The sequence below is a fragment of the Microcoleus sp. FACHB-1515 genome (genome assembly GCF_014696105.1).
In the GTDB taxonomy this organism is placed as follows: Bacteria; Cyanobacteriota; Cyanobacteriia; order Elainellales; family Elainellaceae; genus JAAUTJ01.
This window is the reverse complement of record NZ_JACJPO010000038.1, coordinates 246,742-273,432: the sequence shown is the minus strand read 5'-3', so window position 1 is coordinate 273,432 and position 26,691 is coordinate 246,742. Positions and strand designations below refer to the sequence as shown.

23 protein-coding genes are annotated in these 26,691 nt (G+C 53.5%); 14 read left to right on the top strand and 9 right to left on the bottom strand.

Features of this window, described 5'->3' with window-relative positions:
- Positions 1–154 precede the first annotated feature (154 nt).
- On the top strand, positions 155–916 hold the full coding sequence (locus H6F67_RS13810) for a DUF928 domain-containing protein (RefSeq protein WP_190767176.1): 762 nt from the start codon (positions 155–157) through the stop codon (positions 914–916).
- A gap of 6 nt (positions 917–922) precedes the next feature.
- Here H6F67_RS13810 and H6F67_RS13805 read toward each other — a convergent pair whose 3' ends face one another.
- From H6F67_RS13805 to H6F67_RS13790, 4 genes are all read right to left on the bottom strand, one after another.
- On the bottom strand, positions 923–2,134 hold the full coding sequence (locus H6F67_RS13805; protein WP_190767175.1) for a lipopolysaccharide assembly protein LapB: 1,212 nt from the start codon (positions 2,132–2,134) through the stop codon (positions 923–925).
- Between the two features lie 81 nt (positions 2,135–2,215).
- Positions 2,216–3,676, bottom strand: a complete 1,461-nt coding sequence (locus H6F67_RS13800; protein ID WP_190767174.1) for a glycosyltransferase family 2 protein — start codon at positions 3,674–3,676, stop codon at positions 2,216–2,218.
- Positions 3,677–3,681: 5 nt separating this feature from the next.
- Complete coding sequence (locus H6F67_RS13795; RefSeq protein ID WP_190767173.1) at positions 3,682–5,136, bottom strand: acyltransferase; 1,455 nt, start codon at positions 5,134–5,136, stop codon at positions 3,682–3,684.
- Between the two features lie 546 nt (positions 5,137–5,682).
- On the bottom strand, positions 5,683–5,913 hold the full coding sequence (locus H6F67_RS13790; RefSeq protein WP_190767172.1) for a hypothetical protein: 231 nt from the start codon (positions 5,911–5,913) through the stop codon (positions 5,683–5,685).
- On the opposite strand from H6F67_RS13790, the gene H6F67_RS13785 reads away from it, so the two are divergent.
- From H6F67_RS13785 to rdgB, 4 genes are all read left to right on the top strand, one after another.
- Entirely contained in the window at positions 5,912–7,465 is a 1,554-nt protein-coding gene (locus tag H6F67_RS13785; RefSeq protein ID WP_190767171.1) for a sensor domain-containing diguanylate cyclase, read from the top strand. The two genes, H6F67_RS13790 and H6F67_RS13785, sit on opposite strands and share 2 nt — an antisense overlap.
- A 13-nt stretch (positions 7,466–7,478) precedes the next feature.
- Positions 7,479–7,613 carry a hypothetical protein gene (locus H6F67_RS28125; RefSeq protein ID WP_277874589.1) on the top strand — a complete coding sequence of 45 codons (135 nt, stop codon included), beginning with the start codon at positions 7,479–7,481 and terminating at the stop codon, positions 7,611–7,613.
- 13 nt (positions 7,614–7,626) lie between these two features.
- Positions 7,627–9,069, top strand: a complete 1,443-nt coding sequence (locus H6F67_RS13780; RefSeq protein WP_190767170.1) for a phosphoglucomutase/phosphomannomutase family protein — start codon at positions 7,627–7,629, stop codon at positions 9,067–9,069.
- Between the two features lie 131 nt (positions 9,070–9,200).
- Positions 9,201–9,791 (top strand): RdgB/HAM1 family non-canonical purine NTP pyrophosphatase, encoded by a 591-nt coding sequence (rdgB, locus tag H6F67_RS13775; protein WP_190767169.1) that lies wholly within the window; start codon positions 9,201–9,203, stop codon positions 9,789–9,791.
- A gap of 69 nt (positions 9,792–9,860) precedes the next feature.
- On the opposite strand, the gene H6F67_RS13770 is transcribed toward rdgB, so the two are convergent.
- The 3 genes from H6F67_RS13770 to smc form a co-directional block, all read right to left on the bottom strand.
- Positions 9,861–10,199, bottom strand: a complete 339-nt coding sequence (locus H6F67_RS13770) for a P-II family nitrogen regulator (RefSeq protein ID WP_190767168.1) — start codon at positions 10,197–10,199, stop codon at positions 9,861–9,863.
- A 227-nt stretch (positions 10,200–10,426) separates the two neighbouring features.
- On the bottom strand, positions 10,427–11,452 hold the full coding sequence (locus H6F67_RS13765) for a PRC-barrel domain-containing protein (RefSeq protein ID WP_190767167.1): 1,026 nt from the start codon (positions 11,450–11,452) through the stop codon (positions 10,427–10,429).
- 91 nt (positions 11,453–11,543) lie between these two features.
- A complete protein-coding gene (smc, locus tag H6F67_RS13760; protein WP_190767166.1) occupies positions 11,544–15,158 on the bottom strand; it encodes a chromosome segregation protein SMC in 3,615 nt (1,204 codons plus the stop codon).
- A 260-nt stretch (positions 15,159–15,418) separates the two neighbouring features.
- Here smc and H6F67_RS13755 point away from each other — a divergent pair, with 260 nt between their 5' ends.
- A complete protein-coding gene (locus H6F67_RS13755) occupies positions 15,419–15,751 on the top strand; it encodes a hypothetical protein (RefSeq protein ID WP_199304400.1) in 333 nt (110 codons plus the stop codon).
- Between the two features lie 23 nt (positions 15,752–15,774).
- Positions 15,775–16,341, top strand: a complete 567-nt coding sequence (locus H6F67_RS13750; protein ID WP_190767165.1) for a PepSY domain-containing protein — start codon at positions 15,775–15,777, stop codon at positions 16,339–16,341.
- A 7-nt stretch (positions 16,342–16,348) separates the two neighbouring features.
- Here the strand turns inward: H6F67_RS13750 and pcrA are convergent, their stop codons facing one another.
- The gene (gene pcrA, locus H6F67_RS13745; RefSeq protein ID WP_190767164.1) at positions 16,349–18,694 is read right to left on the bottom strand and encodes a DNA helicase PcrA; all 2,346 of its coding nucleotides are present in this window, start codon (positions 18,692–18,694) and stop codon (positions 16,349–16,351) included.
- Between pcrA and H6F67_RS13740 the strand changes: the two genes are divergently transcribed.
- The 5 genes from H6F67_RS13740 (at position 18,665) to H6F67_RS13720 (ending at position 23,811) form a co-directional block, all read left to right on the top strand.
- The gene (locus H6F67_RS13740; protein WP_190767163.1) at positions 18,665–18,832 is read left to right on the top strand and encodes a hypothetical protein; all 168 of its coding nucleotides are present in this window, start codon (positions 18,665–18,667) and stop codon (positions 18,830–18,832) included. The two genes, pcrA and H6F67_RS13740, sit on opposite strands and share 30 nt — an antisense overlap.
- 29 nt (positions 18,833–18,861) lie before the next feature.
- Complete coding sequence (locus H6F67_RS13735; protein WP_190767162.1) at positions 18,862–20,040, top strand: benzoate/H(+) symporter BenE family transporter; 1,179 nt, start codon at positions 18,862–18,864, stop codon at positions 20,038–20,040.
- A 332-nt stretch (positions 20,041–20,372) separates the two neighbouring features.
- A complete protein-coding gene (locus H6F67_RS13730) occupies positions 20,373–20,624 on the top strand; it encodes a hypothetical protein (RefSeq protein WP_190767161.1) in 252 nt (83 codons plus the stop codon).
- Positions 20,625–20,633: 9 nt separating this feature from the next.
- Entirely contained in the window at positions 20,634–21,764 is a 1,131-nt protein-coding gene (locus H6F67_RS13725) for a murein transglycosylase A (RefSeq protein ID WP_190767160.1), read from the top strand.
- Positions 21,765–21,909: 145 nt separating this feature from the next.
- A complete protein-coding gene (locus tag H6F67_RS13720) occupies positions 21,910–23,811 on the top strand; it encodes a sodium:proton antiporter (RefSeq protein WP_190767159.1) in 1,902 nt (633 codons plus the stop codon).
- On the opposite strand, the gene H6F67_RS13715 is transcribed toward H6F67_RS13720, so the two are convergent.
- Positions 23,808–24,452 carry a cytochrome b N-terminal domain-containing protein gene (locus tag H6F67_RS13715; protein WP_190767158.1) on the bottom strand — a complete coding sequence of 215 codons (645 nt, stop codon included), beginning with the start codon at positions 24,450–24,452 and terminating at the stop codon, positions 23,808–23,810. The genes H6F67_RS13720 and H6F67_RS13715 overlap by 4 nt on opposite strands.
- A 241-nt stretch (positions 24,453–24,693) precedes the next feature.
- Here H6F67_RS13715 and H6F67_RS13710 point away from each other — a divergent pair, with 241 nt between their 5' ends.
- Positions 24,694–24,888, top strand: coding sequence for a DUF2795 domain-containing protein (locus H6F67_RS13710; RefSeq protein ID WP_190767157.1), 195 nt, complete (start codon positions 24,694–24,696; stop codon positions 24,886–24,888).
- Between the two features lie 71 nt (positions 24,889–24,959).
- The gene (locus H6F67_RS13705; protein WP_190767156.1) at positions 24,960–26,621 is read left to right on the top strand and encodes an alpha-amylase family glycosyl hydrolase; all 1,662 of its coding nucleotides are present in this window, start codon (positions 24,960–24,962) and stop codon (positions 26,619–26,621) included.
- Positions 26,622–26,691 lie beyond the last annotated feature (70 nt).

The following is a 26,691-nucleotide window of genomic DNA, read 5'->3' as shown; positions in this document are numbered from 1 at the left end:
GCGGCTTTCGGGTTCTGATCGACTCTTGACGATCAAGCGGATTGCCGTCGATTCGATCAACAGCGCGGTGCTGCATCCTCACGCAGAATTGCGCTTGCGAAATCGTCACCCCTTGAGCTTGTAGCATAAGTTATTGCATGGGAGGATTCTACAAGTGCAGCACACCTCAACGCCAAACTCTTCTGATCACAAGCGGCCTCCGATCAAACCGATCGCACTCGGTTTGGCGATCGCGCTGGCAGCCAGCTTTAGCTGGGAATCGATCGCGCTGGCGCAGGAGTATGTGCCGCCCCCAAACGTGGGCATTCCCGGACGCCGCCGCGCAGCGGGAACTCGCGCTCCCAGTTGTGTCACAGGCGACATTCCCCTGACCGCCTTGCAGCCAGAAAACAGCTACGGACTGAAAATTGGCGAGAGTCCGACTTGGTTTTGGTACAAGCCTGAGACGAGCGTGACGACAGCAGAATTTTCCTTGCTCGATGCAGCGGGCAATCCAGTGTATGAAACAACGCTGTCGCTGCCTGCTGAAGCACAAATTGTCAGCTTCACGCTGCCCGAAGCGGTTTCGATCGCCGCCGATGCCGAGTACCAGTGGTATTTTTCGATCGTTTGCAACCCGGACGATCGAGCGCAAGACATCTTCACCGAGGGCTGGATTCGCTCTGTCGCACTCAGTCCGGCATTGCTCGAAGAACTGGCGTCCGACACAGATGAAGTTTCACCAGAAAGCGCCGCCGCCAACGGCTTTTGGTACGACGCCCTCTTTGCGATCGCCGCTCAGCGTCGTCAGCCATCGCCGTTTGATTCGTCTGCTGAAACAGCTTGGCGATCGCTGCTTGAATCCGTTGATCTGGGCGATCTTGCTGATGTTCCGCTCAGCGAAACTGATCTATCCGTTCCGCCCGCTCAGCCCTAGCTCCCCTCACTGCGGTAAATTGGTCGGCGGCGAATTGATCTGCTGAATCTGCGTGGCGAAATAGGCGGTGCGGTAGTTTAGCTCCTGCGCTAGGCTGAGGCCGCGCTGGAAAGCCGCGATCGCCTGTGCAGTGTCGCCCTGCGATCGATAAAGCTGGCCGATTTGGTCATAGGTGTCCATCAGTCCGTAGGTGTTGTAGGACTGCTGATGCACGTCTAGAAGTAGCTGATACACCGTTAGCGCATCGTTGGGGCGATCGATCGATTGATACAGATTTGCCAGTCGTTGCAGCGCATCGGCAGCGTAGGCGTACTGCTGAGTCGATCGCGACACGGCAAACGCTTCTTGATAGCTGGGTGCAGCGAGATCCGGGCGATTCAGCGCGATGTAGCTATCGCCGATCGCCAGCTTCAATGGCGGAATTTCAACGTACTGCTCTTGCTGTTCATAGACTGTCACAAGCTGCTGCTGTGCGTCGATCGCCTGCTGCGGCTGATTGCCCTGCTGATAGCTGTAGGCAAGCTGCTGCAAGTACTGCGTTTGACGAAGGGGATCGTTGGAAACAAGGGCGAGTAGCTGCTGATAGACGTTGGCAGCATTGGCATAGTCAAACCAGGCCAGATGTAGCTGCGCCATTGCTTCTAGGGTTTGCAGTTCGCGATCGCGATTTTGCTCTTGCTGTGCCCGCACCAAAATATCTTGGTAGGCGGCCAAAGCCGGATCGATCGCCCGCATGGACTGATAGGCTTGGGCGATCGTCAGCAGCAAATCGTAATTTAAGGGTGTTTGCGCCCGCAAATCAACTTCGATCTGCTGAAGCCGCTGCGTGATCAATCGCACCTCGGTCGTTTGATTTTCGCGCCATGCGATCGCTCCCACGCGGCTGAGCGACTCAACTTCCTGCTCAGTTCCCAACACGCGCCGCAGCCGCAGCACGCGCAGCCACAGTTCAAACGCGCCTGCTGGATTGCCCGCATCGAATTCAAGCTGAGCTTGGCGATCGAGTTCATCAACAGCCGCCGTCAGCGTACTCAGCTCTTGCGGACTGAGCGGGCGATCGACCAGCAGGCGGGGCAACAGCGGATCAGGCTCGCTCATCTCTAAGGGATTCGGCGGAAACGTGTCTTGCGCTAAACTTGCGGCGGCTGTTCCGCCCCACAGCAGCATCAAGACGGCGCTTTGTGCGCCTACTCGTCGCCAATCGTTGTGCCACACCATTGCCCTTGCCTTTGCTTCTTAGAGCGCTAAAAGCCAAACTTCTTCCAGCCTATCCTCTGTCGAGTCGATCGCCTAGATCCGTTAATGGCGTCCGCCTGTGGTGAGCGCGGCTTCTCGATCGCGCAGCTTCGATCGCCCAGTTTGGCGACTGCGGGGCGTAATCAGCCAGGAGGTATTGCCTTTGATGTGGTCGTAGAAGCCGACGATCGCGATCGAATTCTTCAGCGCAACGAACAGGTAAATCAAAGCGGCGTGCTGAAGAAAATAGTAAAGCGGATAGCGTCGGGAAGCGATTTTGGCGGCGATGACCGTTTGATAAAGGCCGCTAAAAATCGCAATCACGCTGCTAAACCATAGGTAATGATTGTGTGACTGGGGGATGAAGCCGTGAAACAGCAATTCACTCAGCGAAATTGGAATAATTTGAATGGCAACCAGCGTATAAAGCTCGGCAAAATACAGCAAATATGTCCAGTAGGCTTTTTGTAGAAACGTGAATTGACTGGATTTCCAAATGCGTCGCTGATATTTCAAACTGACTTCTAGCCAGCCTTGCGCCCAGCGTTTGCGCTGAAACCAAAACGATCGCAAATCTGCCGGAGCCAGTTCGGTTGTGACAATGCTGCGATCGTGCAAAATCCGATAGCCGTTCAGCAAGGTTCGCATCGATGCATCAATATCTTCGGTCAGCATCGTCGGATTAAAGCGAATTCGCTTCAAAACCGAGGTGCGCCAGTAGCCATTGGAGCCACCAAAAATACTCGTATCGGTCAGAAATGATTTGGCCGGATGACACACGCCGTAGATCATTTCAAACTCGATCGCAATATTTTCAGTCAGCAAATTCTGGCGATGATTGCGAATAATATTGCGGCCTTGCACCACGTCGTAGCCGCGATCGAGCCAGCGCCACGCCCGTCGAAAGCAGTCGGCAGCCGGATGATGATCGGCATCAAGGACGCAAACAATTTCTCCGGTCACTTCATCCAGGGCAGCGTTGAGGTTTTCCGCTTTCGATCGACTGCCTTCAACGCGCAATAGCTTCAAATTCGGCTGACGTTCGGCCAAGCGTTCGAGGTCATCTTCAACGGGCAAATCGATCGGCGTGTTGTACGCCAAAATCACTTCCAGCCCGCCTGCGGGAATTTCAACTTGCTCTAGCAGATGTTTGAGCGTATCAAGAATAATGTCTTGCTCGTTTGGCAAATAGGCAGCCACAAGAAATGAGCATTTCGGGACAGGAACAGACGGCTCTGGCAGCCGCGCTCCGCCCACACCCAGCTTTTGCTTGAGGCGATCGAATCCTTTTTCCCAACTGGACTTTGGAACGGCTTCACGTGTGGCGTAGCGGCGAAAGCTCGATACGGTCGCTTCCACAATCAGCACGATCGAGCTGATCACATAAAAAGTGGCGATCGACATGTGGATGCCTGTTAAGCTCCAGCCGCCGCGCCTGAGACAGTAAAAGAAAATTGTCGGAATGCCGATCAGCACAATATGCGTGAAAATCAGCTTGTAAAGTTCAGCCGTCCACTTCCTCACTTGTATTATTCTCCAGATTCAGATGGATACGTTGGGTCGAAGGGGTTAGGAGCACGATTCGATCGAGCCGGAGAGCGATCGTCTTCGGGAAAAACGTCGGGGTCAAGCACAAGCTCGTCTTCGCTCTGCCACATTGTCCTATGCCCATCCCAGATTTGACATAGGTAGCAGGCGTGATCATCTAATAGCTGTTCCACTTTGATGATTGCCCAGCCAGATTCACCCCGATAGCGAACGCGATCGCCCACCTTGGGCTGCCAAATGCGCGATCGCGGCTTGGTTTTGCTCAAGACATAATCCAGGTCACGCCCGATTGCCGCCATCACTCGCTTGAGCAACGGCGTAATGGCATCGGCCAGCACAGCCAACACCAACGTTCCTGCCATCATCGCGGGCAGCAGCAGCCAAAAGCGTAAGACGTTGACGCCGACGATGAGATGAATCGTGCGATCGACCACGAAGTTGTGAATCAAAAAGTAGCTGTAGCTGTGCGCCCCCAGCCAGATCATTGCCGTCGCCAGTTTGCGATTTTGCGCGAGAAATCGAAAGATCACCATCGCACAAAGCAATAGCCCGATCGGAAGCAGCAAATCTGCAATGATCCACCCTGTCCAGTAGAACTGACAGATGAATCCAACAACATAGAAGCCGATTCCGTAGCGCAGAGCGCGACCTGCCGACCAAAAGATGGGACCGCGTCTCGCTTGATAGGCACGAGCGACCACCATGCCAACAACAAACGTGCTGAGCTTTGCCATGAATGACACGAACGGCAGCCAGCTTGAGGGCGTATCGAGCGCCACATAGGTCGGATGACCACCAAAGGCAAACACTCCCAGCAGGCGATACACGATCGTCACAATTACGCTCATGATCAGCAAATTGCGATCGCCCCAGCGCGCCTGCAAGTAACAGAGAAACGGAAAGACGATCGCAAAGCTCAAAATCAGCGGAATCGACCACCAGGGACCGCTAGTCGGCAGCAGCAAATCGCTGGCGTAGTCGAACAGGAGAGGAAAGCTAGCTCCCGCAAAGATGTGCCAGCGATCGGGAATGTAGCTGTTCGTTGCCGTGCCGATCGCCCACAAAACCGGATACGAGAGCCACGCAACCGTCCAAAACGGCCACAGGATACGGAAAAAGCGGTGGCGGATAAATAGCAGCGGATCGATCGATCGACTCCGGAGCGACAGCACCAAGCTAAAGCCGCTAATTAGCACAAACACATCCACAAACTGATAGCCAAACCACAGCGGAATGCTCAATCCACTCAGCGCTCCTAGGCGACTGCTCGCTTCACTGAGCGATGTAAGATTGCTGACAATTCCGGTCGGCTGCGGCGTAAAAGCATAGTTGGTGAAGAGAAGCTGAGCGTGGTAGGGCACGAACGCGATCGCGGCGAGAATGCGAATTCCCTCGATCCACGCAATGCGCTGTGATGTTGAGGCGGGGCTGGTCATGAACACTCCATCAAAAACTGCTAGCAATTCGCAGGTCGTTTCTCAGACGGTGGAAGCTCAAATCAATGCTTTCCAGTGCTTCTTAGGATGCGTTGGCTGTTACGCGAGCGATGCAATTTTGCTAAAGTTGCCCGCTCGCTGACCCGCCGATTTCAGCTAGCTTTTTTGATATCAAGCATTGTTAATCGATTGAATTGATTGAAGTCTCGGATGCAGCGCGATCGCGGTTCATCCAGTTTATCTTTCTTAATCTAGCGCTCTTGGCTGACAGGTTCGTGAAATTTGAGGGCAATTCAGGCAGTTTCAAGTGAGCAAAGCCGAAATTTCTATCTTTTGATTTAGCAAGCTGATTGACTGCGATCGATGCGCTCTCGTTCCACAAAGCAAAATGAGTCAGCGGTTGGCTCGACAACACATTCGATAGCACCGTTGTAGTAACAGACGATTGTGGAATTTACCTGTATGATTTGTAATATCGCTACAGCAAAGTGTTGAGTCTTGCTAGCGCTTTGGCGGGTCGCTGGGTTGTCTTCATGACCGTTGTTCTCATAAGCGATCGTGCCAGCAAGCTTGCCTCGGAATTGGTTTTGGCAGTGCAGTTGCGTCGCAGTTTGTGCCAACCGTAACACTATGAATCGTGAGCGGAAACTTATTGGGTCTTAGGGCGTGTCTTCCATTGTGTTCGGATTGTGCGATCGCCAGTCGATCGCAGCATTCTTCTTTATCAGCGTGCGGTAAAGTTTGAGTTTTACCGTCGGCGCTGTTCACTTTCTCCATGAAATCTACCTGGAAATCGATATATTCCGGCATCAAAGCGGCGGTCGTTGACCTTGATTCGATCGATTCACTTCTGCGGCAAACCGTTCGCTCGATCGCACTGGCCTATCGTGCCGACTGCCTGCTGTGGACAGTTCTAGAAGCAACGCCGCGCCTGTATGCCTCGCAGGGCTGGTGGGCTGCCCTGGAGCAGAACGCGATAGCTTCGCCTCTGGGCGCGATCGATTCAGCCAGCGATGTGCGGCTGTATGAAACGCAAACCATTCCCGCTTGGCTCACTCAGCATTCGCAGCTCCACGAAACCGCTGAAGGCGATTTGCTCGTGCCCATTCCCCAAGAATCGAGCGGCGAGCCGCTTCGCTTTGTGCTGCAAATTCGCCGTGCGGTCAGCCCAGGCTGGAGCAAGCCGGAGCTTGAATCGATCGAAATTGTGTGCAGCCAGCTTGAGATGGCCTACAGCGCGTTATTTTGGCGCGATCGGCTAGAACAGTCAAGAGCACAGGCGGCACTGGTCGGGCGGATTGCTCGGTTGCTCAACTCCAGCCTCAACCCGGATGAAATTGTGGAGCGCATTGTTGCGGAACTGGGACAAGGGCTGCACTGCGATCGCTGCGTTCTGATCGATTTGCGGCATGATCCGGTCAGCGTGTTGGCAGTTTGGGACGGCGACTCGGCGATCGAACCGCTGGAGTCGCGGCAGATCGATCGATCGGTGTGGCAAGAAGTGATCGAGATGTTTTTGCAGGCGGGCGCTTCGTTTCTCGCTTTTGATCTCGACAGCGAGCCTGACCCGCTGCAAGACTGGCTGCGCGACATTCAAGCCGCTTCAGTTCTGTTGATTCCGCTGTTTACGCAGTCGGAATTTTTTGGCGCGGTTGCCTTGCTGGAGTATGGGCAAACGCGCACCTATCAAATTGACGAACTGCAAACGATCCGCCAAGTTGCCGATCAAGCGGCGATCGCCCTGACAAACGCTCAGCACTATCAAAGCTTGTGGTTCAAGCAAGAAGCGCTGAGGCTGCAAAACAATTCGCTTCAGCAAGAAGTGATTCGCGATCAACTGACGCACCTGCTGAATCGGCGATCGCTAGAGCGCGAACTGTCTCAACTGAGCGCTCGCGCCGTTTGGACGGTGCAGCCCGCCTTTAGCATCATCGTTTGCGATATCGACTATTTCAAACTCGTCAACGATACGCACGGCCATCCGATCGGCGATCAGGTGCTACACAGCGTTGCGGCGCGACTGCAAAAACAACTCCGCCGCGAAACGCAAGCCTACCGCTATGGCGGCGAAGAATTTGTTGTGATTTTGACCGAAGCAACCTTGGAAAAGGCGATCGATGTCGCAGAACGCTTGCGGCAGGCAATCTGCACAACGCCAATCTCAACCAGTGTAGGCTCAATCCGCGTGACGGCTAGCTTTGGCGTTGCCCAGCAAGATTCGCTTGGCGATCGCACTGCTTGGGACGTGCTGCAACGTGCCGATCGCGCCCTCTACCTAGCAAAACGAGCCGGACGCGATCGCGTGGAGGCGTTGGGGCAACCTTGTTAAAATTCAAGCGGCTATGCCTGAAGGGGCGTCGAAATCGGAATCGGCAGAACAGCGCAGATCGCCCGAATTTGCTCAAGCAGTCGATCTGATGCGATCGCCCAAGCTGTTGCCGCCACCCGATGTCCAACACCTGATACCCAACACCTAAAATTCAACACCCTATGGCAGTTCCTCTTTCTCCTGCGCTGCTCGCCACCAAACCGATCGCCTTTGGCACCGACGGCTGGCGCGGCATCATCGCCGCTGACTTTACGTTCGATCGCGTCCGCCAAGTTGCGCCACTTGCAGCACAAGCCTTGGCCGAACAAGCTGGCGTCGAAAACGGCCTAATCATCGTCGGATACGATCGCCGCTTTTTGTCGCCAGAATTTGCTCAAGCCGCTGCCGAGGCGGTGCGATCGGCAGGCTTTGATGTGCTGCTCTCAGAAGGCTATGCGCCGACTCCGGCGTTTAGCTGGGCGGCCAAAGCGCAAGGGGCGCTAGGAGCGATCGTGATTACCGCGAGCCACAATCCCGGTATTTATTCTGGGCTAAAAGTGAAAGGGAGCTTTGGCGGTTCGGTTTCGCCTGCTGTCACCGAACGGATTGAGGCGATGCTGAAGTCCGGCGAACAAATCAGCGGCGAGGCCGGAACGATCGGCACGTTCAATCCCTGGACGAGCTATTGCCAAGAACTCCGCAGCAAGGTGGAAATCGATCGACTGCGCGAGGCGATCGCAGCGGGCAAGCTCACCGTTTTTGCAGACGTAATGCACGGTGCAGCCGCGACAGGACTCGAACAGTTGTTGGGCGTTCCGATTCGCGAACTGCACAGCAATGCCGACCCGCTGTTTGGCGGCGGCGCACCCGAACCCTTGCCGCGCTATTTGGGCGAACTCTGTGAGGAGATTCGATCGCACACGACAAACGGCCTAAAAGTCGGACTTGTGTTTGATGGTGACAGCGATCGCATTGCGGCAGTGGATGGAGCCGGAAATTTTCTCAGTTCGCAAATTTTGATTCCGATTTTGATCGACCACTTGGCGGCTCGAATGCAGGGCGAAGTGATCAAAACGATTAGCGGCTCGAATTTGATTCCGGCTGTTGCCAAGCTGCACGATCGCTCTGTTTACGAAACGCCGATCGGCTACAAATACATTGCCGATCGAATGTTGAGCGCTTCCGTCCTAATTGGCGGCGAAGAATCTGGCGGCATCGGCTACGGCAACCATATTCCCGAACGCGATGCGCTGCTGTCTGCCCTGTATGTGCTGGAGGCGATCGTGCAGTCCGGCCAAGATTTGTCCGATCGCTACCGTCAGCTTCAGGAACAAACCGGATTTTTCTCAGCGTATGACCGCATCGACTTACCGCTTGCCAGCATGGACGTGCGATCGCGCCTGATCGCACAGCTTCAAACCAATCCGCCAGCGGAAGTTGCAGGCGCAGCCGTGACGGACGTAAACGCGATCGACGGCTTCAAATTTCAACTGGCAAACGCTAGCTGGCTGCTGATTCGCTTTAGCGGAACGGAACCTGTTTTGCGCCTGTACAGCGAAGCGCCTTCGATCGAGCAGGTGCAGCAAAATCTCGCTTGGGCAGAAGCTTGGGCGAACGCGATTTAGGGCAACAGGGATCAGGTGTTGGATGAAGTGGATTTGCAGGATTGCCGTTGTGGATGTAGCGTTGAATTGCGGTTCAGCCTGCTTTTCGCTGGCGGTTTGCCGACGTTCAACACCTGACACCTGATACTCCCATGACTACCCTTGTCGTCGCCACTGGCAACCCCAACAAGGTACGCGAAATGCAAGCCTACCTGATTGATACCCACTGGGAACCTGTGCTGAAGCCGGACTCGATCGAGGTTGAAGAAACCGGGACGACCTTTATGGCAAACGCGCAGCTTAAAGCCAGTCAGGTGGCAGCAGCAACGGGGCAGTGGTCGATCGCAGATGATTCAGGAATGGCGGTTGAAGCCTTGAATGGCGCACCTGGACTGTATTCGGCTCGCTATGCGCCGACGCCAAAAGAAGCGATCGAGCGTGTTCTGCGCGAAATGGAAAACGAGACCAACCGCCACGCCAAGTTTATCTGTGCGCTGGCAGTGGCCGATCCGACTGGGGCGATCGTGCTTCAGGCGGAGGGGGTGTGTGAAGGTGAAGTGCTGACGGCTCCTCGCGGCAGTGGCGGTTTCGGATATGACCCGATTCTTTATGTGCCAGAGTATCAGATGACCTTTGCCGAAATGCCGCCCGACCTCAAGCATCAAGTCAGCCATCGTGGATTAGCTTTTGCTGTCTTGCTGCCGCAGTTGCGATCGCTGCACGAAGAAATTGGACGCAGTTAAAGCCAAAAAGCAAAAAGGGCACACAGTTGTGTGCCCCAGGCAAGCGGTTTGCGGAATTTACATTCAGCGTTAGATCGCTTCGAGATTCTTCTCGCCTGTGCGGATGCGGATAATCTGCTCAACGGGCGAGATGAAGATTTTGCCGTCGCCAATTTCGCCGGTGCGGGCAGCCACCACAATTTTGTCAACCACCATATCCACCTGGTCATCTTCGACCACGATTTCCACCTTGAGCTTTTGCAGAAATTCAACTGTGAATTCTGAGCCGCGATAGCGCTCGGTCTGCCCTTTTTGACGGCCAAAACCACGCACTTCTGAAACGGTCATGCCCACGATGCCCGCATTGACAAGAGCGATTTTGACTTCATCGAGCTTAAAGGGACGAATAATTGCTTCAACCTTTTTCATAAACTGTCCTCACTCCTTACCATCATCAATTCTGCTGATTTGTCGCATGAATGTTTCTAGCACCGCTGCCGCTCTAGATTAAGTAGCACAAGATACATTCTGTCTATCAGAAATTATCTCTCGATTGTGTCACGAGAACGGCCTGAGAAAAATCAAGAAATTCTGATAAATATCTCCACAGCAAAATGGGCGATGTTCGATCGAACATCGCCCGCTAGAAATCCAATTTAGTAGTCGGTTTCTTCTTCGTATTCGACTACTTTTTTGCGTTCAGGCAGATTGATTTCCGGAGCTTGATAGGGCTTCGGGTTTTCGTCATCTTGCCAAGGATCGTCGTTGCTCGCTTCCGGTTCGACCTCGGCCTGCTGATATTCCACATAGGGAACTTCTTCCACGTCGTCTTCCGGTGTCGTCAAAGGAGCCTGCATGTACTGATAGTCAGCTTCAGCTTCGCCCCAGTTTTCTTCTTCGCGATCGTCATAGTAGGCTGGCTCCGGCTCTGGCATCCGCTGGCGCAGCGGTTCACGGATCGGGCGGCGTTCGTCTTCGTAGGTGTCGTCGTCCCAAGTTTCCAGTTCGCGCTCTCGCACAGGCGCAACCGCTTGGAACGGCTTCGGCTCAACGCGCTGACCTGTGCCAAGCTGGTTGGCGGGCGAGGCGGGCATGACATAGTAGTCGTCTTCGCCGTCGCGATCCCAAGGTGGCCGACCGATGCCCAGACGTTCGAGCAGGCCGACTGTAAGCTGCTGAAGTTTTTCTTCTGACCCTTCAAAGACAATCAGGCGATCGGGGCCGCTGCTGACGACTTCATCGATCGAAAGCTCATAGGTGCTGACGACCTGATCGGGGATCAAGGGAATGCCGAGCGAGGCGATGACGAGCGAAACGAGTTTGCCGTTGTTGGCGTTGAAGCGGAAGCCTCGGACTTTGCCTAACAGTTCGCCCGTTTCGGTGATCACTTCGCAGTTGATTAGGGTGCTGTAGGCTTCAACATCGAGATCTTCTTCGATCGCCTCACTGTCATCGACGAGAACTACATCGCCAATCTGCCGGATGCTGCTGAGCAACATCATTTGCTGCGTGTTGGAGAGAACGCCAGAGAGCATACTTTCGCGCAGACCCAGGGCGACGACTTCGCGGCGATCGATATCCACCCAAAGCTGACTAATCACACCCAGCCGTCTGCCCCCTGTGCGGGTGATGACCTGGGTTCCCAAAAATTCCGAGCGTTGACGAAGTTGTTCAGATGTCATTTTCGAGTCCTAATCTCGAAGCGGGCTGAGGTATCCGATCTTTACAATATTGATACCCCATCGATACCAATATTAATAGATATTCATGAATTCATACTGACGCTGGCGAGCGCAGATTGATTCCCAAAACCTGGGTGTATGCGCCGCGAGCTTGCGTGACGCCGATCGTGCGATCGGCAGATTCGATCATCGGACGACGCAGACTGACGACGATGAACTGTGCCTGCTGCGCTTGGTGTCTGATCATTTTAGCCAATCGCTCGACGTTTGCCCCGTCCAGGAACATATCGACTTCATCGAAGGCGTAGAAGGGCGAGGGGCGATAGCGCTGGAGCGCAAAGATGAAGCTCAGGGCGGTCAAAGATTTTTCGCCCCCCGACATCGAAGCGAGGCGGCGAACAGGCTTACCCTTCGGATGGGCGACGAGGTTTAGGCCGCTGGCAAATGGATCTTGAGGATCATCAAGCTGCAAGTGTCCATCGCCGTCTGACAGTTCAGCAAAGATCGCCTGAAAGTTTTCGTTGACGGCATCAAACGCTTCTTTGAAGGCAATTTGCCGCAAAGTTGTAAAGTTTTCGATTCGCAGCAAAAGTTCGGTGCGTTCTTCTTCCAATGTGCCGAGCTTTTGGCTGAGTTCGTCCAGTCGAGCTTGAGTGCGATCGTACTCCTCAAGGGCGAGCATATTTACAGGCTCCATCGCCTGAAGCCGCTTTTGCAGCGATCGCAATTCTTGCTGTAGCTGCTCCAATCCCAAATCCGGCGGCACATCGGGCAGGGGATCGGGCAGTTCCGCTTGCTTTTGTGCCAGTTGTTCTTCAAGTTCTGCTAGCTGTTCGCGACGAGCTTGCAAACTTTCCTGGAGTTTTTGCCGCTGCCATTGCTGCTGTTGCTGCTGGGTTTGCTGATCGCGCAACTGCCGTTCGGCTCGATCGCGCTCTTGTTTCTCTGCCGCCAACGTTTGCTCAAGGTTGGCAATCTGCGTTTTCACCTGAGCAATCTGAGCGCTGATCTCGGACTGTTGCTGCGCGAAGGCGGCTTGCTGGTTGTGCTGATGGGTTTGCTGCGATCGCAATTCCTGCACTTTCTGCTGAGCCGTCTGAATCTTCTCCCCGATGCGCTGCTGCTGAAGATCCAGATCTTGCAGACACGATTCGACGTTGCGGAGGGCAAGTTGGCGATCGCTCAGTTCCCCTTCCAATCGCCGCAGGTTCGCCTGAATCTGCTGCCATTCGCTGTGCGCTTGAGACTGTTCGAGTTCTGCGAGAATTTGTCGCTGCTGCTGAAGGTCGGTTTCGAGGTTGGGGAGCGATCGATTTAGCTCATTGAGTCGATCTTGTGCCGTCGCGAGTTCTTGATTTTGCTGACCGAGTTGAGTTCGCAACTGCGCTTCTTGTGTGACAAGCTGGCGGATTTGCTGCTGAATTTGTTCGCTGCGAAGCTGAATTTCGCGCTGCTGCTGACGAGTTTCGTTGAGGGCTTGCGAGTGAGTTTTAACCGCAACGCTGGCTTTGGCAATCGCGCCTTCACAGCGTCCCAAGATGCGATCGATCTCCTGTAATCGATCTCTTAGCTGCATGGCCTCAGCCGATTCCGCAGGCGCGACCGTACCAAATCTCAGCGATCCCGATCGCCCCGATACGCTACCTCCGGTCATTGCGCCACTGGTCTCCAACAGTTCACCGTCCATCGTCACGATGCGGTATTGTCCCATCTGGCGGCGGGCGGCTTCCATGTTGGCAAAGACGACCGTGTTGCCGAAGACGTAGGCGAAAATGTCGCGGTAGCGATCGTCGCAGTCGATTAAATTGGCGGCGTAGTCGATGAATCCTTGCGGGCGGTTCCACTTGGAGACAGGGTTGAACTGCGGGGCGCGGATTTTGTTGAGCGGCAGGAAGGTGGCGCGTCCGGCGCGTTTGCGTTTGAGCAGTTCGATCGCTGCCGCCGCGATCCCGTCATCCTCGACAACCAGAAAGCCTAATCGTCCACCTGCTGCAATTTCGAGAGCAAGCTGATACTGTGAATCGACGCGACCCAATTGGGCGACGAGTCCGCAAATTCCCGGAATTCCGGCATCGATCAAGACTTGAGTTGCGCCTGTACCTTGAGCTTCCTGCATCGCTTGCCGCTGGGCTTCGAGCTTGTCAAGCTGGCGCTGTTTGTCGCGCTGTTCTTGTAGGAGTCGGGTTTGGGTTTCCTGCTGAATCTGCAATTCCTGTTCGGCTTGGGCGAGGCTGGCGGCAAGCGTTTGGACTTGCGCGATCGCCTCTCCTGCATTCACGCGATCGCCTTCCGCCTGCTTTTCCGCCAACGCCTGCACCACTTCGGTTAAGCTGGCCGATTGCGTCTGGATATTTTGCTGAAGCTGGCTCGATCGCTCTTGAAGTCGGGCTTGCTCTGTCCGCTGAGGTTCGATCGACTTCAGGAGCGATTCGATTTGCTTGCGGACGGCGGCTTGTTCTTGCACCGATTCATCGGAGGCAGACGCGATCGCATCGGCATCGGCACGGCGGCGATCGAGTTGTTCCTGCGCGGCTTTGCATTCGGCCTGACGTGCGCCGAGTTCGAGTTGTGCTTGCTGGCGGGTTGAGGCGAACTGATTGATTTGCTGCTGATGTTCGTGCAGTTCGCGCTGAGTGCGATCGATTTGCGTCGTCGTCTCTTGCGCTGTCCAGTCGAGGTCTTGGGCTTGGCGCTGGAGCGATCGCAGTTCGGCTTCTCTGGTTGCCAGCGTGGATTGCAGGGCTAACTGTTCTTCTTCACCCAAAGCTTTGACGCGCCGATTCAGTTCGTCAAGAGTCGTGGTCGATTGAGCAATCTGTAAGTTGAGCGTGTCGAGTTCCTGGTTGATTTGCGTGATGGCGGACAGGTCTTGGTTGATGCCCGTTGTGATGCGATCGCGCTGCTGCTGCTGCATCCGCCAAATCAGAACGCTTTCCCACTGCGATTTGTCTTGGAGTTCTTGACGCAAGCGCTGATATTTTTCGGCTTTGAGGCGGTCTTGGGCGAGGCGATCGCGCTGCACGATCAGTTCTTTTTCGACGATGCGGAATTTTTCTTCGTGTTCTTTGACGGCATCGAGCTTGTCTTTGGCCTGATTGATTTTGCGATCGAATGCGCCAACGCCTGCTAGTTCGTCAATAATTTCGCGCCGTTCTCGCGGATTCATCGAGATGATGCTGGTGACATCGCCTTGCAGCACGACGTTGTAGCCTTCCGGGTAGATGTGGAGGCGGTGAAGCTGCTCGTGCAGGTCGGTAAGGGTGCAGGGTTCGCCGTTGATGTAGTAGTTGGAGGTGTAGGTTCCCTGCTGGGTGACGCGCAGTTTGCGGGTGACACTCCATTCAAGGAGTTGGGGATCGGCGATCGAGTGTCCGTTGCCGTTGCCGTTGCCGTTTCCATTGCCGTTTTCGATTGCTTCTTCCTCATCTGCCTCCAGAAAATCTTCGTCGAGGGAGAAGGTGACGGTGACGCTGGCTTCGACGGTGCGGCCTCGACTGGATTGGTTTTGGTTGACCAGATCGGGGAGGCGATCGGCTCGCATTCCCTTAGAGCTTGACAGGCCGAGGGCGAATAGGAGCGCGTCAAGAATGTTGGATTTGCCGGAACCGTTGGGGCCGGAAATCACGGTGAATCCGGGCAGCAAGGGAACTTGGGTCGTGCCGCCGAAGGATTTGAAGTGGGAGAGTTCGACGCGCTTGACGTACACAAAAGCCTCTGGGAGCGGGGCAGTGGGACGCTTTAATACAAATATACTAGCTTGGGCGTCATTAACCAGTATTTTTAGCAGAAAAAGGAACTTTCTGCACGTGATTTTGAAATTGGATTGTGGTTCTGTAAGGAATTGATTGTTCTTTGAACTCCTTTCGATTTTCCGAGCCAGTGGAGGCTAGGGGCGTTGCCCCACACACACCTCCAAAATTAATACCTGAACTTGGAAAAGCGCAGTAGTCTGGAGCAATAGGTTGATTGACGTTGCGGCATTTGATTTTGATGGAAAATATTGATCTAGATACAACGATCGCCACTCTGAAAAATGGCGTTACCTCGCTTGCACCGGATGCGGCGTTTGGCATGATTGACGATTGGCAGCAGCAGTTGCAGGGCACTGAAATTGGTAAGTTGCTGGAAGAATTGAAAGCGACGTTGAACGGGTCGAGTAATCGACGGGCGCTCGCGGAAATTTTGAGCGAGTTGGGCGCACAAACGACGAGCGCGGCGGGAAATGCCAGCGGCGATTTGGCGGCCAAGCTTGCAGAATTAGGCTCGTTGCTTGCACAGGCGGGCACTTCGCTTCCCTAACCTCGTCTCGAACTTAAAAAACAATGCAGGATACCAAGCGCAATTTTCGGCAGTTTCATCGCAAAATCGCGCCGATCGTCTTTTTGCCTTTGCTGGCGACGGCGCTAACAGGCGTTGTTTATCGAGTCGGGAGAAGCTGGTTTGGCTTGCCCAGATCGATCGCTGGAGTGGTGATTTCAATTCACACAGGCGAGTTTTTGGGCGATCCGCTGGTTCCGTTTTATGTGGCGATCGTTGGCCTGAGTCTGATTGCCATGATCGCGACGGGTCTGACGATGATTCGCTGGCGGCGCGGCACTTCGCAAAAGCTGACAGGCCGCAAAATTCACCGTTGGCTCACGCCAATTTTGTTTTTACCGCTGGCAATTTCTGCCGTCACGGGCATCATTTATGAACTCGGTCAAGACTGGTTTGGCTTGTCTCCACAGCAGGCCGCGATCTTTTTAGGAATTCATCAGGGAGCTTACCTCGGTTCGTTCCTGCGGGTCGTTTACGTGCTGCTGATTGGCGTCGGACTAGTCGCCTTATTAATTACGGGAATCAACATGACGGGCATTTTTCGCCACAGGCGCAGATCGACCGAGACATAAAATCGCTTCACTCAACTCGCTGCAACGGTGTCAGCTTCGGGTCAACAATTTTTTGTCCAATGCCAGGGAACTTGACCGCCAGGCAAATCTTGTTTCCGGCTCCAAAAATATGCGTGACTTGACCTGCACCAAACGCTTTGTGAATGATGCGATCGCCCACCGTCCAATCATCTTCATGCGTATTTGGCAAGTCTTTCGCCTGCTCTCGAATCTCACGAATCGGTTTTGTAAAGCGGGTTGGAATTGCGGTTGCCGTATTACTTAGCAGCAAATCTCTAGGCAGTTCACCTAAGAACAAAGACGGGCTAGCAGGTTCGCGATTTCCATACAAACGACGTTCGCGAGCATATGTGAGGAAGAGCCGTTCTTGAGCACGAGTGATGCCCACATAGGCAAGACGGCGTTCTTCTTCGATCGCGATCGGGTCTTCAAGCGATCGAAAGTTTGGAAACAAACCCTGTTCCATTCCCACCAAAAATACAACCGGAAATTCCAGTCCTTTTGAGGAATGCAGCGTCATCAAAGACACTTGTTCTTTCGATTCTTTCAGGTTGTCAAGCTCAGAAGCTAGTGAAGCATTCGCAAGGAATAATGCCAAATTAGTTTCTTCATTTTCCTCTTCAAACTGCAAAACAGCATTGTAAAGTTCCTGCACGTTTTGAATGCGATCGGCAGCTTCATCGGTATCTTGCATCCGCAGATCTTTGAGATAGCCCGAATCCTCTAAAACCTCCTGCACAATTTGAGAAGCTGAAGTATTTTCCACCTGTTCTTGCAGTCGTGCGATCATACGAGCAAAGGCTATCACAGGCTTGGCCGATCGCCCCGCTAAAGACTGTACCGAAGTTTCATCCGAAATAATTTCCCACAGCGAAACGTTCAGTTCACGAGCGGCAGTTTCCAAACGATCGATCGTTGACTTACCAATTCCACGACGAGGCGTATTGATAATTCGCTTCAGGCTGAGCGTATCGGAGGGATTGGCGATCGCTCTGAGGTAAGCAAGCACGTCTTTGATTTCTTTGCGATCGTAAAAGCGCAATCCGCCAACTACCGTATAAGGAACTGCATAACTCACCAGCACTTCTTCAAAGGCGCGAGATTGAGCATTGGTGCGATATAAAATGGCAAAGCTGCCCCAATTGAGGTTGCGATTGGTGAGTTCAAGCTGACGAATTTGACTGACAACGTAATTGGCTTCAGCAATTTCATCGTCAGCACGATAACAGTAGACCGATTCGCCTTGGTCGCGAGTTGGACGCAGAATCTTATCGATGCGTTCGGTGTTATTTTCAATTAGGTGATTGGCAACTTGCAGAATATTTTCGGTCGATCGATAGTTCTCCTCCAGCTTCACCATCGTCCGCGTATCGTCATCAGGCAAGCCGTCGCCAAAGTCATCTTGAAAATCCATCAGAATGCGGAAGTCGGCCATTCTGAACGAGTAGATTGACTGATCCGCATCGCCAACGACAAAGATCGATCGATTATTCCAATCATGAAAGTTTTTCGAGTCTTCGCCATTCGTCACCAACAGACGAATTAGATCGTACTGCGTGCGATTGGTATCTTGATATTCATCTACCAAAATATGGCGAAAACGGCGATGCCAGTAGCCTAAAACCTGTTCGTTCTGGCGAAATAGCTGAACGGGAATAAGAATTAAATCATCAAAATCCAGCGCATTATTGGCAGCAAGTGCAGCTTGATATTCTGAGTAAACGTTGGCGATAACACGACCGCGATAGTTAGGCTGCTCGCGCTCTAGATCGCTGGGTGTCCAGCCTTGGTTTTTGGCGTTGCTAATGGCATAGCGAACCGATCGCGGGTCAAACTTTTTATCGTCCAAATTAAGCTGATTTTGCACAATATCTTTCACCAGACTTTGTGCATCCGATTCGTCAAAAATCGAAAAGCTGCGGTTCCATTTGCGGCCTTGGGCGTCCTGATATTTCTCAATGTCAAAGCGCAAAATTCGAGAGCAAAGTGCGTGGAACGTACCAATCCACAATTCTTTTGTAATCGATTTATAGACTTGCGATCGCAATCTCGTCTGCTCCAACATCGGCAATTCTTCCAGCCGTTTGCCGTGTTTGGAAAAAGCTTCTCGATCAGCAAATAGCTTTTCAATCCGCTCTTTCATTTCGCGGGCAGCTTTGTTCGTAAACGTCACCGCCAAAATATTTTCGGGATCAACGCGATGCGTCAAAACGAGATTGGCAATTCGATAGGTGAGCGCTCGCGTTTTGCCCGACCCTGCGCCCGCCACAACAAGCAGGGGGCCGCAAAAATGCTCGACCGCTTGCCGCTGAGAAGGATTGAGATGACTGAGGAAGCTGGTGGTTTGGGTCATGAATCGGAGGCGATCGCGTATCTAGTCAAGAGTATCGAAAATTCGGGCGAATTGGGCGCAAGCTGCGGTACGGTTCACCCACGAAAAGCGGCAAAAGACAGCAATTTTGTTCAATCCGATCGCGCTCGGTCTGCCTAGACTAACTTTCATTTGCTCGATCGAAAGACATGGCTTTCCTCAAAGATTTTTCAGCATCGGCAGCGATCGCAGGCTTCGTCACCGTCCTCGTCGGCTTCACGAGTTCCGCCGTGATCGTCTTTCAGGCGGCTCAAGCGTTGGGTGCTTCTCCTGCCGAAATTGGCTCCTGGATGTTTGCGCTCGGCTTGGGTATGGGACTCACCTGCATCGTGCTGTCGCTACGCTATCGCATTCCCGTCGTGACGGCTTGGTCTACTCCGGGTGCGGCGATGCTGATCACGGCGGCGGCAGGCATTCCTCTGACGGAAGCGATCGGTGCATTCTTGATCTGTGGCCTCCTGATCACAATCAGTGGCTTCACAGGCTGGTTTGAGCGGGCGATCGATCGCATTCCGATTTCGATCGCATCCGGAATGCTGGCAGGTGTCCTCCTGCGCTTCGGGCTGGATGTGTTCACCGCAATGAAAACGCAGTTTGTAATGGTGTTCGCGATGTTTTGCGTGTATTTGGTGATGCGCCGTCGTCTACCGCGCTATGCCGTTGTGTCCGCGCTGGCACTGGGGATCGCGATCGCTGCCCTGCAAGGACTCCTACACCTTGAAAATATCCGCTTACAGTTCGCCCAGCCGATTTTGACGCTGCCGCAATTTTCCTTTCAGGGACTGATCGGCATTGCCCTCCCCTTATTTGTCGTCACGATGGCTTCGCAAAACGTTCCTGGCGTTGCGGTAATTCGAGCATCCGGCTACTCCGTCCCGATTTCACCGCTAATTGGCTGGACGGGTGCCGCCACGATCGCCCTCGCCCCCTTCGGCGCATTCGCCCTCAATCTTGCTGCGATCACAGCGGCAATCTGCCTTAGTCGCGAAGCTCACGAAGACCCAAATAAACGCTACGTCGCCGCCATTTTCGCCGGACTTTTCTACCTGCTGGTCGGACTGTTTGGCGCAACCGTCACCGAAGTTTTCGCCGCCTTTCCCAAAGAGCTTGTATTAGCGATCGCCGGCCTCGCCCTTCTGGGCACGATCGGCAACGGCCTCGCCACCGCACTCACCCACGAAAAAGAACGCGAACCCGCCCTGATCACGTTCCTCGTCACAGCTTCCGGCGTCACGCTCTTTGGCATTGGATCAGCCTTTTGGGGATTGGTGGCGGGAGGGTTGGCGATCGCAATTTTGCAGGTGAAGCGATCGGGAAAAGCCCCCTAAATCCCCCACTGGTGGAGAACTTTGAGGATGGTTTGCTGGATGCAATGACCGTTGGGAAAGCAGATCGCACGAGGGTCGCGGCGGGTAAGCAGATGCGTAGCGCCACATTGACACTCATAGATATGACCTTTGGGAGTCCAGAGGGTGGCCTTTGGTCGGGGTTGGAGGTTTGTGTGGGGGTGGCCCTAGCCTCCAAGGGTTCGGAAAATCGAAGGCAAGTCAAAAGGCGATCGATCCCTCAACTTAAAGCAATCCATCACCAAAAAAACAATCCCTTCATTTTTTTCCCCACCTCTGGGAATATTGACTCCAGTGCCATACCGGAGGCAACCATGCCCAGAACCCCCAGCGAAATCGCCGTCTACATCATGATGGAAGGCGGCCACCGCGAAGAAGTCCGCTTTCCCACAATCGAAGACTTCCAAAAATGGTACAGCGGCCAGCTCGTACCCAAATCCAGCTCCGACGAATTCATCAGCGTCCCCATCCGCAACATCCAAGGCGAATACATGGTCGTGCGCCCCTCCCGCGTCATCAGCATTCGCGTGGAACCGATCTTCTCCGGCAGCGTCGATCGCTACTAAAAAACCGGAATGCTCAACCGATTCGCGCTGTTCACGCTTGGTCTGATTGCCGTCCTGCTGCTGGCGATCCCCGTTCGATCGCAAGCCCTGCTCGTTCTGCAACCTGCAACGCCTGCCATCGCGCAAGACACATCACTCATCGATCGATCGAGCCGTCCAGCCCTGATGCGATCGATCGACCACTCCCTCACCTACCTGCGGACAGCAAACGCCCAAACCGACTATCAAGCGTTGGCAATACCGGGGATCACTCGCGATCGTGTCCAGCGCAGCCTGATTCGCTTTCGGCAACTGCTGCAAACAACCCGCTCTCCTGCTGACCTGCAAGCCGCTGTGCAGCGCGAATTCGAGTTTCATCAATCGATCGGGCGCGACGGACAAGGAACCGTCGATTTCACAGGCTATTTTGAACCCGTTTTCGCGGCCAGCCGCACCCCAACAGCGGAATTTCGCTATCCGATCTATCGCGAACCGCCGGATCTTGCCAGTTGGCCGCAGCCACATCCGACACGCATTCAACTAGAAGGCGTAGACGGCTTGCAGGGATCGCAAGGGCGACTGCGCGGATTGGAACTGGTTTGGCTACGCGATCGCCTCGACGCCTTCCTAATCCAGGTGCAAGGCTCAGCAAGACTACAACTCACCGACGACAGCATCATGACAGTCGGCTATGCCGGACACACCAACTATCCCTATACGGGGATCGGGCGAGAACTCGTGCGCGACGGCAAGCTATCAGCGGAAGGCTTGACGCTGCAAAACGTGGTCGCCTACTTCCAACAGCATCCCGAAGAGTTAAGCCAGTATTTGCCCAGAAACGATCGCTTCGTCTTCTTCCGCTCCACACAAGGCGCACCCGCAACAGGAAGCCTCAACGTCCCTGTCACGCCAGAAAGATCGATCGCTACCGATCGATCGCTGATGCCTCCGGGCGCACTTGCCCTCATCCGAACCCAGATCCCTAACACGCAACTTCAACTCGAATCCGTCAGCCGCTATGTCCTCGATCAAGACACAGGCGGCGCAATTCGTGGAGCCGGACGAGTCGATATTTTTATGGGCAGCGGCGAATTGGCGGGCGATCGCGCTGGCCTAATCAACGCACCCGGACAGCTTTATTACCTGCTGCTGAGGGAATGAGGCTTTCAGAGGATTGAAAAAGCGAAGTACAATGAGGCTCGATCGCTTCAGCGCTCCCGGAACGGTATTGCTTTAGCGCTCTCGGAACGGTATCGCTCTCGCTTGCGGTACAAAATCGCTCCGCTCACCCTGACGCAGATTGCCGATGGATGCAACGCTTGAACTAACTCTGCAAATCGTTTTCACCGTTCTCGTCGGCATTGCGGCGCAAGTGGTTGGGGATTTTCTAAAAATTCCCAGCATTGTTTTTCTGCTGCTGTTCGGCATTCTGCTAGGTTCAGACGGCTTGAATTTGCTGCATCCGCAAATGCTGGGCGACGGTTTAGAAGTCATCGTCGGACTTGCTGTTGCCCTCATTTTGTTTGAGGGCGGCTTGAATTTGGAACTGCGCGATCTCGGTCGCGTGTCCGGCAGTCTGCGAAATCTAGTGACGATCGGAACGCTGATCACGCTGTTGGGCGGCGGCGTGGCAGCACACTGGCTCGGTGAATTCCCCTGGGGAATCGCCTTCCTTTATGCTGCACTCGTTGTTGTCACTGGCCCCACCGTGATCAGCCCGCTTCTGAAACAGGTGAAGGTCGATCGCCAAGTCGCCGCGCTGCTAGAAGGCGAAAGCGTTTTGATCGACCCGATCGGTGCAATTTTGGCGGTTGTCGTTCTGGATGTGCTCCTAAACGGCGATGCTGATTTTCAGCTTGTCATTGGCGGGCTGTTGGTGCGCCTGGGAATCGGCGCAAGCATCGGGGCGATCGGCGGCTGGCTGCTCAGCTTGTTTCTCAAACGCGCCAGTTTTTTAGCAGAAGAGCTGAAAAATCTTGTCGTTTTGGCAGGCGTCTGGGGGTTGTTTGGCTTGGCGCAGTCGATTCGCAGCGAAGCCGGACTGATGACAACCGTTCTGGCCGGAATTGTGATGCGGGCGTCATCGCTGCCGGAACAGCGCTTATTGCTGAGATTTAAAAGCCAGTTGACGATTTTGGCCGTGTCGGTGCTGTTTGTGCTGCTGGCAGCAGATTTGTCGATCGCCAGCCTCTTCGCTTTGGGCGGCGGCGCACTGCTGACGGTTGCCGTTCTGATGTTTCTGGTACGACCCCTCAACATCTGGATTTGTACTTGGAATAGCGACCTCAACTGGCGACAAAAACTTTTCCTGTGCTGGGTTGCGCCTCGCGGCATTGTGGCGGCTTCGGTAGCTTCGCTGTTCGCGATTTTGCTGACCGAGCGCGGAATCAGCGGCGGCGCGGCGATCAAGGCGATCGTCTTCCTCACCATCATTTCCACCGTACTGCTGCAAGGCGTGACAGCGCGATGGGTGGCGAAACTATTGCGTATCACGTCGTCTGAAGCCACAGGCGCGGTGATCGTCGGCTGCAATCCGCTCAGTCGCTTGTTAGCCCGATTGTTTCAAGAGCGGGGTGACTCGGTTGTCTTGATCGATACCGATGCGGAAGCTTGTGCCGAGGCAGAAGCAGAAAATCTCAAGGCGATCGCCGCCTCTGCCCTCGACACCGAAGTTCTTGAATCCGCCGGACTTGCCACAGTCGGCACTTTTTTAAGCATGACGAGCAATGCCGAAGTCAATCTCGTCCTCGCCCAGCGAGCCGCCGAAGAATTCAAACCGCCTCGCGTTTTTGCCTTGATGCCTGCCGAGGCTGCACCCTCCAGCAAAATTCAGCCCGCCTTTTTGCCACAGATGCCGCTGAAGATTTGGAATCAATATCTGCGCGATCGCACCGTCAAGCTGGGCGAAACCGTACTGCGGGAAATTGGCTTTGACTTTCAGCAGGTTCACTTGGAAGCTTTAATTCGATCGGGCGAACTCCTGCCCCTGCTAATCGATCGCGACGGATACCTACAGCTTGTGCCTCCGATCGAAGAGTGGCAGGCGGGCGATCGCCTCATCTATCTGCTGCATGACCCGAAACCGCTGCTGCTCCGCAGATTGGCAGGCGGCGTCAGCCAAGCGCCACTGACCGTCGAAAAACTTCCAGCGATCGAAGAAATTCCGGTTGCCAGTCTGCTGCCTCCCGTTGAAGAAGTCCGCTCCTAGCTGCCCACGCCAGTCGGCACAGGTGCGTCTTCCTGCACAGGAGAGGCTTGTTCTTGGGCAACCGGACGAGCAGCCAGAATCGATGCAGCAAGGTGAACGATCGCCAGCAGCACTGCGCCTGCCGACAGCAGGTAGCTGTGAATGGTGTAGAGATGTTCAACTGTTGTCGTGTTGACGCTGCCACCGCCGACGAGGATGTCGCGCAGCGTCCCGCCAATGACCGGAATCGCTTCGATCGTGCCCAGTTCAATGCGGAATCGCCAGTAGCCAAGCTGATCCCAGCCCAAAATCATCGCAGTCCAGCCCAGGCCGATCGCCGTCAGCGTCAGCAAAATGCCGCTAATCCAAGTGGTCAGCCAGCTTCTTGTAAAGCGGCGACCGAGAAACATTAAGATGATTTCGATCAAAGCTACACCAATTAGCCCATGCCCCGCATAGTTGTGCAAACCCAAGATGAGCTGACCATTTTGCACATCATTCACAATTTCTTGCAGCGAGGTGTAGGCTCGACCTGCGGCAGGCTCATAGTAAAACGCCAGCAATACGCCTGTCACGCCCGCTACCAATGTCAACGTCAGGACGATGACAGCAAGAACCGTTGCCGTCCGCCGCATCCCAAGCTCAAAAGAAAGATTCTGCATCGATCGCAACAAAGTTTAATAATCCACCTTTTCGTTTTAAGAAATGGTGAACTGACCAGCCTCAGTCGATCGAGAGAGATCGCGACTGAAATCAGAATTTGATTTTTCTAGCATCTGCATCGAGATAGACCTGCTTCAAACTGCAAACAATGCCTGAGAATGAAGCTTCTTAAACATATTAGCGTTTACATTTCTACTGTTCAGTTTCAGTAATGTATTCAATTGTTTTTAAGAGGCAAATATGGCAAAGGTGAACCCGATCGAACTGCAAAAGCACTTGAAAGGTCTTGACTATCCTGCAAGCAAAGAAGACGTGATTAATCACGCAGAAAAGAACGGTGCAGACAAAGACATGAAGTCGATTTTAGAGCAGTTGCCTGACGAAGAATTTGAAACACCAACGGATGTAAATAAAGCCGTTGGCGAACTCGAATAGATTGTTTTTAGCCCTTCAAGCAAATTGTTTGAAGGGTTTTTCAGCAACATTTACAGCAAAGGATTGGGTTAATGGCGGACGGAATTGAATTTCAGCTTTTTGCACCGCGTTTGTCTGAAGTGAAACTTATCGGTTCATTTTCCAACTGGGAAGAAATTCCGATGCAGAAAGGCGAAGACGGCACCTTTCGGACAACCATAAAGCTGGAAGACGGCGTTCATCACTACAAATTTCGCGTCCAGTCACTCACCGAACCCGCAGGCCGAACCGTTGAGGTCAACGATCCCTACGTCACAGCGATCGATCGCGAAACGCAAAACGGCACCGTTTTGGTGAAATCTGGCAAGCGATTTAGCGATACCTACACCTGGCAATATGACGATCGCGAACTTGCTGCCAACAAAGATTTAATCATCTATGAAATGCATCTGGCGGACTTTTGCGGCAAAGATTTGGGAACGCACAAAACGCGACTGCAACATGCGACTGACCGACTTGATTATTTAGCAGAATTGGGCGTGAATGCGATCGAGTTGATGCCCGTTACCGAGTATGCCGGAGATTACCGCTGGGGCTATTTGGTGCGTGATTATTTTGCTTTGGAATCGAGCTATGGAACGCCACAGGAATTCAAGCAGTTTGTGGATGAATGTCACGGTCGCGGCATTCGCGTCTTGATGGACGGAATTTATAATCACAGCGATGAAAATAATCCGCTGGTGCAGATCGATCGCGACTACTGGTTCTATCACGAAATGCATTATCCGGATGATCCAAACAACTATTGGGGGCCAGAATTTAACTACGACAATTATGATGAGCAGCTTGATATTAAACCCGCCTGGAAATACGTTGGCGATGTGGTGCGATTTTGGGTAAGCAACTACCATCTCGACGGTATTCGCTTTGATGCGGTGCGGCAGCTTGCGAACAATAATTTCCTCAAGTGGATTGCCCAAGAAGCCACGAATGCCGCAGGTGAAAAACCGTTTTACAACATTGCTGAACATATTCCTGACAGTCCAGCAATCACGACAGCACAAGATGGGCCACTAGAAGCTTGCTGGCATGAAAGCTTTCGGATTTTCGCGATCGATGCGATTAGCAACGTAGTCAATTTTGACAAACTGAAAGAATCAATGAATCCGCCGCAGCAAGGCTACAAAACGGCGGCGAATGTAATTAACTACATTGCCAGCCACGATCGCGAACATCCCTTGGTGGAGCTGAGCGATCGCCAAATCACCGGAAAAGAAGCATTCGATCGCGCTAAATTAGGTGTTGTCCTGCAAATGACGGCTGTGGGTGTGCCGATGATTTGGATGGGCGATGAGTTTGGACAAGATACGCGCAAAGCTGAGAACGTCACAAATCCAAATCCACTCAAATGGCATTTGCTAGAGCAAGAATTGAACCGCGATCTATTCGAGTTCTATAAACAAATCATCGAGCTACGCAAGCAAACTCCAGCCTTGCGAACCGACAATATTGACTTCTTTCACGAAGATGTTGATAACAACGTTTTAGCCTATCGTCGCTGGGATGATAGCGGTTCGCAGGTGGCGATCGTCGTCAACTTCTCTAACCAGGAGTTGAAGCGGTATCAATGTCCAAACTTCTTTGCAAATACAGTCTGGAAAGTTTGGCGATCGAATCATGAAGTGAAGTTAGAAGGCGAGCGTTTAACGATCGATTTGCCCGCATTCACGGCTGCTATTTTTGTCAACAGCTAGCAAAGTTGAGAATTTTAATACCTGCTAGTTAGGTACTGCCCAAAGCGATCGCTCTGGAAAACTGACGAGT

What these genes read in the sequence shown, in the direction of transcription:
- H6F67_RS13715 (WP_190767158.1), bottom strand. Translation starts at nt 24,452, where the DNA reads ATGCAGAATCTTTCTTTTGAGCTTGGGATGCGGCGGACGGCAACGGTT.
- H6F67_RS13710 (WP_190767157.1), top strand. Translation starts at nt 24,694, where the DNA reads ATGGCAAAGGTGAACCCGATCGAACTGCAAAAGCACTTGAAAGGTCTT.
- H6F67_RS13790 (WP_190767172.1), bottom strand. Translation starts at nt 5,913, where the DNA reads ATGGAGAAAGTGAACAGCGCCGACGGTAAAACTCAAACTTTACCGCAC.
- H6F67_RS13795 (WP_190767173.1), bottom strand. Translation starts at nt 5,136, where the DNA reads ATGACCAGCCCCGCCTCAACATCACAGCGCATTGCGTGGATCGAGGGA.
- H6F67_RS13750 (WP_190767165.1), top strand. Translation starts at nt 15,775, where the DNA reads ATGCAGGATACCAAGCGCAATTTTCGGCAGTTTCATCGCAAAATCGCG.
- H6F67_RS13780 (WP_190767170.1), top strand. Translation starts at nt 7,627, where the DNA reads ATGGCAGTTCCTCTTTCTCCTGCGCTGCTCGCCACCAAACCGATCGCC.
- H6F67_RS13730 (WP_190767161.1), top strand. Translation starts at nt 20,373, where the DNA reads ATGCCCAGAACCCCCAGCGAAATCGCCGTCTACATCATGATGGAAGGC.
- H6F67_RS13785 (WP_190767171.1), top strand. Translation starts at nt 5,912, where the DNA reads ATGAAATCTACCTGGAAATCGATATATTCCGGCATCAAAGCGGCGGTC.
- H6F67_RS13735 (WP_190767162.1), top strand. Translation starts at nt 18,862, where the DNA reads ATGGCTTTCCTCAAAGATTTTTCAGCATCGGCAGCGATCGCAGGCTTC.
- H6F67_RS13725 (WP_190767160.1), top strand. Translation starts at nt 20,634, where the DNA reads ATGCTCAACCGATTCGCGCTGTTCACGCTTGGTCTGATTGCCGTCCTG.
- rdgB (WP_190767169.1), top strand. Translation starts at nt 9,201, where the DNA reads ATGACTACCCTTGTCGTCGCCACTGGCAACCCCAACAAGGTACGCGAA.
- H6F67_RS13805 (WP_190767175.1), bottom strand. Translation starts at nt 2,134, where the DNA reads ATGGTGTGGCACAACGATTGGCGACGAGTAGGCGCACAAAGCGCCGTC.
- H6F67_RS13770 (WP_190767168.1), bottom strand. Translation starts at nt 10,199, where the DNA reads ATGAAAAAGGTTGAAGCAATTATTCGTCCCTTTAAGCTCGATGAAGTC.
- H6F67_RS13720 (WP_190767159.1), top strand. Translation starts at nt 21,910, where the DNA reads ATGGATGCAACGCTTGAACTAACTCTGCAAATCGTTTTCACCGTTCTC.
- pcrA (WP_190767164.1), bottom strand. Translation starts at nt 18,694, where the DNA reads ATGACCCAAACCACCAGCTTCCTCAGTCATCTCAATCCTTCTCAGCGG.
- H6F67_RS13740 (WP_190767163.1), top strand. Translation starts at nt 18,665, where the DNA reads ATGACTGAGGAAGCTGGTGGTTTGGGTCATGAATCGGAGGCGATCGCG.
- H6F67_RS13765 (WP_190767167.1), bottom strand. Translation starts at nt 11,452, where the DNA reads ATGACATCTGAACAACTTCGTCAACGCTCGGAATTTTTGGGAACCCAG.
- H6F67_RS13705 (WP_190767156.1), top strand. Translation starts at nt 24,960, where the DNA reads ATGGCGGACGGAATTGAATTTCAGCTTTTTGCACCGCGTTTGTCTGAA.
- H6F67_RS28125 (WP_277874589.1), top strand. Translation starts at nt 7,479, where the DNA reads ATGCCTGAAGGGGCGTCGAAATCGGAATCGGCAGAACAGCGCAGATCG.